The organism is Frigoribacterium faeni (genome assembly GCF_007988805.1).
GTDB lineage: Bacteria > Actinomycetota > Actinomycetes > Actinomycetales > Microbacteriaceae > Frigoribacterium > Frigoribacterium faeni.
In genome coordinates, this window is record NZ_BJUV01000064.1 from 1 (window position 1) to 6,051 (window position 6,051).

The window sequence follows — 6,051 nt, forward strand, 5'->3', positions numbered from 1 at the left end:
TGGGCGGCCCTGTGGGGCTGTGTGGGGCGTGATCGTTGGTTTTCCGGGCTTTTTGGTCGCGACACGCCCGGGATGCGTGGAGGTTTGGACGTATCGGCGGATGTGCCTGTAATGTTCTTTCTTGTCACCCCAAAGGTGCGGCGGAGCGAAGCTCCTCCGGCCTCAAGCGGGACCGACTTCCAAGTCCTCGAGTTGCCTTACGGCCTCGGACCAAGCAAGTTGCAACACCGGCCAACATGATGTAACGTTGTGGCTCGTTCCAATCGGAGCGACAAGCTCTTTCTGGAGCTGACAGTCACTGGTTTTACATTGTTTCAACTGGTGCTAAGGTTTCACAGCTGCCTCGGACGAGGGCCTTTACAGGGTCTGGTTTCTGGTGCGTTTGGTCCTTGAGAACTCAACAGCGTGCACATTGTCAAATGCCAAATTATACCCTGGCATTGCTTGTGGCTTCACTTTTCGGTGGGGTTGTGAGTGGTGTTTAGGTTTCTTTGAGATTGACGGACAATTACAATCGTCAGATTGTTTTGTTCTTTGGTCAGCATCAAATTCAGCAGTTCCGGCCTTTTTCCGGTTGGACTGTTTTTTCTTTTACGGAGAGTTTGATCCTGGCTCAGGACGAACGCTGGCGGCGTGCTTAACACATGCAAGTCGAACGATGAACTGGAGCTTGCTCCAGGGATTAGTGGCGAACGGGTGAGTAACACGTGAGTAACCTGCCCTTGACTCTGGGATAAGCGCTGGAAACGGCGTCTAATACCGGATACGAGCTTCAGCCGCATGGCTAGGAGTTGGAAAGAATTTCGGTCAAGGATGGACTCGCGGCCTATCAGCTAGTTGGTGAGGTAATGGCTCACCAAGGCGACGACGGGTAGCCGGCCTGAGAGGGTGACCGGCCACACTGGGACTGAGACACGGCCCAGACTCCTACGGGAGGCAGCAGTGGGGAATATTGCACAATGGGCGCAAGCCTGATGCAGCAACGCCGCGTGAGGGATGACGGCCTTCGGGTTGTAAACCTCTTTTAGTAGGGAAGAAGCGAAAGTGACGGTACCTGCAGAAAAAGCACCGGCTAACTACGTGCCAGCAGCCGCGGTAATACGTAGGGTGCAAGCGTTGTCCGGAATTATTGGGCGTAAAGAGCTCGTAGGCGGTTTGTCGCGTCTGCTGTGAAATCTGGGGGCTCAACCCCCAGCCTGCAGTGGGTACGGGCAGACTAGAGTGCGGTAGGGGAGATTGGAATTCCTGGTGTAGCGGTGGAATGCGCAGATATCAGGAGGAACACCGATGGCGAAGGCAGATCTCTGGGCCGTAACTGACGCTGAGGAGCGAAAGCATGGGGAGCGAACAGGATTAGATACCCTGGTAGTCCATGCCGTAAACGTTGGGAACTAGATGTGGGGGCCATTCCACGGTCTCCGTGTCGCAGCTAACGCATTAAGTTCCCCGCCTGGGGAGTACGGCCGCAAGGCTAAAACTCAAAGGAATTGACGGGGGCCCGCACAAGCGGCGGAGCATGCGGATTAATTCGATGCAACGCGAAGAACCTTACCAAGGCTTGACATATACCGGAAACGTCCAGAGATGGTCGCCCCGCAAGGTCGGTATACAGGTGGTGCATGGTTGTCGTCAGCTCGTGTCGTGAGATGTTGGGTTAAGTCCCGCAACGAGCGCAACCCTCGTTCTATGTTGCCAGCACGTAATGGTGGGAACTCATAGGAGACTGCCGGGGTCAACTCGGAGGAAGGTGGGGATGACGTCAAATCATCATGCCCCTTATGTCTTGGGCTTCACGCATGCTACAATGGCCGGTACAAAGGGCTGCGATACCGTAAGGTGGAGCGAATCCCAAAAAGCCGGTCTCAGTTCGGATTGAGGTCTGCAACTCGACCTCATGAAGTCGGAGTCGCTAGTAATCGCAGATCAGCAACGCTGCGGTGAATACGTTCCCGGGCCTTGTACACACCGCCCGTCAAGTCATGAAAGTCGGTAACACCCGAAGCCAGTGGCCTAACCCTTGTGGATGGAGCTGTCGAAGGTGGGATTGGTGATTAGGACTAAGTCGTAACAAGGTAGCCGTACCGGAAGGTGCGGCTGGATCACCTCCTTTCTAAGGAGCATGTACCAGCCCTGCTGTTTACACAGGGATACATCTGGTCAAGTCAGTTTCGGAGCGAATGTCTCCGGCTGGCGCTCATGGGTGGAACATTGACAATGGCTTCTCGTTGAGGGCATCTGCGCTAGTACGACACTTCGGTGTTTGGAACGTGGGGGTGTTGGAGATGGGGAGCGTGCACGCTGTTGGGTCCTGAGGGACCAAGCTTCCTGCGCCTTCGGGTGTGGGGGTTGAACTCCTCTGGGCCATGAGAGTCCTGCATCAATCGCAGGGTGATCATGGTGCCGCCCGTATTTTGAGAACTACACAGTGGACGCGAGCATCTTAGTCGCAAGCAGGGCCGGCCTTCGGGTTCGGTTGTTGTTTGTGATACTAAGTGCAATTTCTTAGACCAACCCGCCCTTCGTGGTGTGGTTGGCGAATGAGATAACACTGAGCTGCCGGCTTCGGTCGGTAGCAACTTTGTGGTCAAGTTTCTAAGAGCAAACGGTGGATGCCTTGGCATCTGGAGCCGAAGAAGGACGTAGAAATCTGCGATAAGCCTCGGGGAGCTGATAATCGAGCCCTGATCCGAGGATGTCCGAATGGGGAAACCCCGCCAGGCGTTTTGACCTGGTGACTCCCGCCTGAATATATAGGGCGGGTAGAGGGAACGTGGGGAAGTGAAACATCTCAGTACCCACAGGAAGAGAAAACAACAGTGATTCCGTCAGTAGTGGCGAGCGAAATCGGAAGAGGCTAAACCGGTCATGTGTGATAGACGGCGGTCGTTGCATGGTCGGGGTTGTGGGACCCGTTGTCCTGTTCTGCCGGACAGGAGCAGTTACAGCGCAGTATAGGCGAACAGCTTTGAATGGCTGGTCATAGAGGGTGCGAACCCCGTAGCCGAAATGCTGGCGCTGGCTGAATGGGGATCCCAAGTAGCTCGGGGCCCGAGAAATCCCGTGTGAATCTGTCAGGACCACCTGATAAGCCTAAATACTCCCAGATGACCGATAGCGGACAAGTACCGTGAGGGAAAGGTGAAAAGTACCCCGGGAGGGGAGTGAAATAGTACCTGAAACCGTTTGCTTACAAACCGTTGGAGCCTCCTTGTAGGGGTGACAGCGTGCCTTTTGAAGAATGAGCCTGCGAGTTAGCGATATGTGGCGAGGTTAACCCGTGTGGGGTAGCCGTAGCGAAAGCGAGTCTTAATAGGGCGATCCAGTCGCATGTCCTAGACCCGAAGCGAAGTGATCTATCCATGGCCAGGTTGAAGCGACGGTAAGACGTCGTGGAGGACCGAACCCACTTCAGTTGAAAATGGAGGGGATGAGCTGTGGATAGGGGTGAAAGGCCAATCAAACTTCGTGATAGCTGGTTCTCTCCGAAATGCATTTAGGTGCAGCGTTGCGTGTTTCTTGCCGGAGGTAGAGCTACTGGATGGCCGATGGGGCCCAAAAGCTTACTGACGTCAGCCAAACTCCGAATGCCGGTAAGTGAGAGCGCAGCAGTGAGACGGTGGGGGATAAGCTTCATCGTCGAGAGGGAAACAACCCAGACTACCAGCTAAGGTCCCTAAGCGTGTGCTAAGTGGGAAAGGATGTGGAGTTGCATAGACAACCAGGAGGTTGGCTTAGAAGCAGCCACCCTTGAAAGAGTGCGTAATAGCTCACTGGTCAAGTGATTCCGCGCCGACAATGTAACGGGGCTCAAGCACACCACCGAAGCTGTAGATTTCGTATTATAGACAAGCCTTCGTGGTTCAGTCGTACGGAGTGGTAGGAGAGCGTCGTGTGGCCAGTGAAGCGGCGGTGTAAACCAGCCGTGGAGGCCACACGAGTGAGAATGCAGGCATGAGTAGCGAAAGACGGGTGAGAAACCCGTCCTCCGAAAGACCAAGGGTTCCAGGGCCAGGTTAATCCGCCCTGGGTAAGTCGGGACCTAAGGCGAGGCCGACAGGCGTAGTCGATGGACAACGGGTTGATATTCCCGTACCGGCGAAGAACCGCCCAAGCTAATCCAGTGGTGCTAAGAGTCCTAACCCGGCTGAGTGGATCCCTTCGGGGTGATGCCGGCCGGTCTAACGCTCGACCCCATGCTGGTGCGGTTAGCGTATTAACAGGTGTGACGCAGGAAGGTAGCTGAGCCAGGCGATGGTATCCGTAAGGTGAACCTGGTGTAAGGATGTAGGGCTGACGATAGGCAAATCCGTCGTCAATGCGCCTGAGATCCGATGCGTACCCCGATTGGGGGAAATCAGTGATCCTATGCTGCCGAGAAAAGCATCGACGTGAGGTTCAAGCCGCCCGTACCCCAAACCGACTCAGGTGGTCAGGTAGAGAATACCAAGGAGATCGAGAGAATCGTGGTTAAGGAACTCGGCAAAATGCCCCCGTAACTTCGGGAGAAGGGGGGCCGGAACCGTGATGGGATTTACTCCCGGAGCGGGAAAGGCCGCAGAGACCAGTGGGAAGCGACTGTTTACTAAAAACACAGGTCCGTGCCAAGTCGCAAGACGATGTATACGGACTGACGCCTGCCCGGTGCTGGAAGGTTAAGAGGAAGGGTTAGCGCAAGCGAAGCTCAGAATTTAAGCCCCAGTAAACGGCGGTGGTAACTATAACCATCCTAAGGTAGCGAAATTCCTTGTCGGGTAAGTTCCGACCTGCACGAATGGCGTAACGACTTCCCAGCTGTCTCAACCGCGAACTCGGCGAAATTGCACTACGAGTAAAGATGCTCGTTACGCGCAGCAGGACGGAAAGACCCCGTGACCTTTACTACAGCTTGGTATTGGTGTTCGGAGTGGCTTGTGTAGGATAGGTGGGAGACTGTGAAGCTCGGACGCTAGTTCGGGTGGAGTCATTGTTGAAATACCACTCTGGTCACTTTGGATATCTAACTACGAACCGTGATCCGGTTCTGGGACAGTGCCTGGTGGGTAGTTTAACTGGGGCGGTTGCCTCCCAAAAAGTAACGGAGGCGCCCAAAGGTTCCCTCAACCTGGTTGGCAATCAGGTGTCGAGTGTAAGTGCACAAGGGAGCTTGACTGTGAGACTGACAAGTCGAGCAGGGACGAAAGTCGGGACTAGTGATCCGGCAGTGGCTTGTGGAAGCGCTGTCGCTCAACGGATAAAAGGTACCTCGGGGATAACAGGCTGATCTTGCCCAAGAGTCCATATCGACGGCATGGTTTGGCACCTCGATGTCGGCTCGTCGCATCCTGGGGCTGGAGTAGGTCCCAAGGGTTGGGCTGTTCGCCCATTAAAGCGGTACGCGAGCTGGGTTTAGAACGTCGTGAGACAGTTCGGTCCCTATCCGCTGCGCGCGTAGGAAATTTGAGAAGATCTATCCCTAGTACGAGAGGACCGGGATGGACGAACCTCTGGTGTGTCAGTTGTCCTGCCAAGGGCACCGCTGATTAGCTACGTTCGGAACGGATAACCGCTGAAAGCATCTAAGCGGGAAGCCGGCTTCGAGATGAGATTTCCATACCCTTCGGGGTGAGAGGCTCCCAGCTAGACTACTGGGTTGATAGGCCGGATGTGGAAGTGGGGACTAACGACCCATGGAGCTGACCGGTACTAATAAGCCGATAACTTGACAACACTCCCTCACTTGTAGAGGTGGGGGGAAGATTGCTCGCGTCCACTATGTGGTTCCCGAAATACGGTCGGGAACAATTGAACAGACAGTCGTCTGCTGCCGCCTTCGGGTGTGTGGTGGGTGCATGGTCTGAAACAGACTTCACCACCGAACCCTCTGGGGTTGGTGTGTGGTAAATGTTTCGGCGGCCATAGCGAGAGGGAAACGCCCGGTCACATTCCGAACCCGGAAGCTAAGACTCTCAGCGCCGATGGTACTGCAAGGGGGACCTTGTGGGAGAGTAGGACACCGCCGGACTCCTTTTGAAACACCAGAAAGGCCCCTTCTTCGGAAGGGGCCTTTCTGCG

Annotated in this window: 3 rRNA genes; all 3 read left to right on the forward strand. The window is 55.1% G+C overall.

The features are described 5' to 3' along the window. Positions 1 to 590 precede the first annotated feature (590 nt). The 3 genes from FFA01_RS15615 (at position 591) to rrf (ending at position 6,001) form a co-directional block, all read left to right on the forward strand. A 16S ribosomal RNA gene (locus FFA01_RS15615) occupies positions 591 to 2,110 on the forward strand. A gap of 472 nt (positions 2,111 to 2,582) precedes the next feature. Next, positions 2,583 to 5,706, forward strand: a 23S ribosomal RNA gene (locus FFA01_RS15620). Positions 5,707 to 5,884: 178 nt separating this feature from the next. Next, positions 5,885 to 6,001 (forward strand): 5S ribosomal RNA (gene rrf, locus FFA01_RS15625). Together the 16S, 23S and 5S rRNA genes form the textbook arrangement of a ribosomal RNA operon. Positions 6,002 to 6,051: the final 50 nt, after the last annotated feature.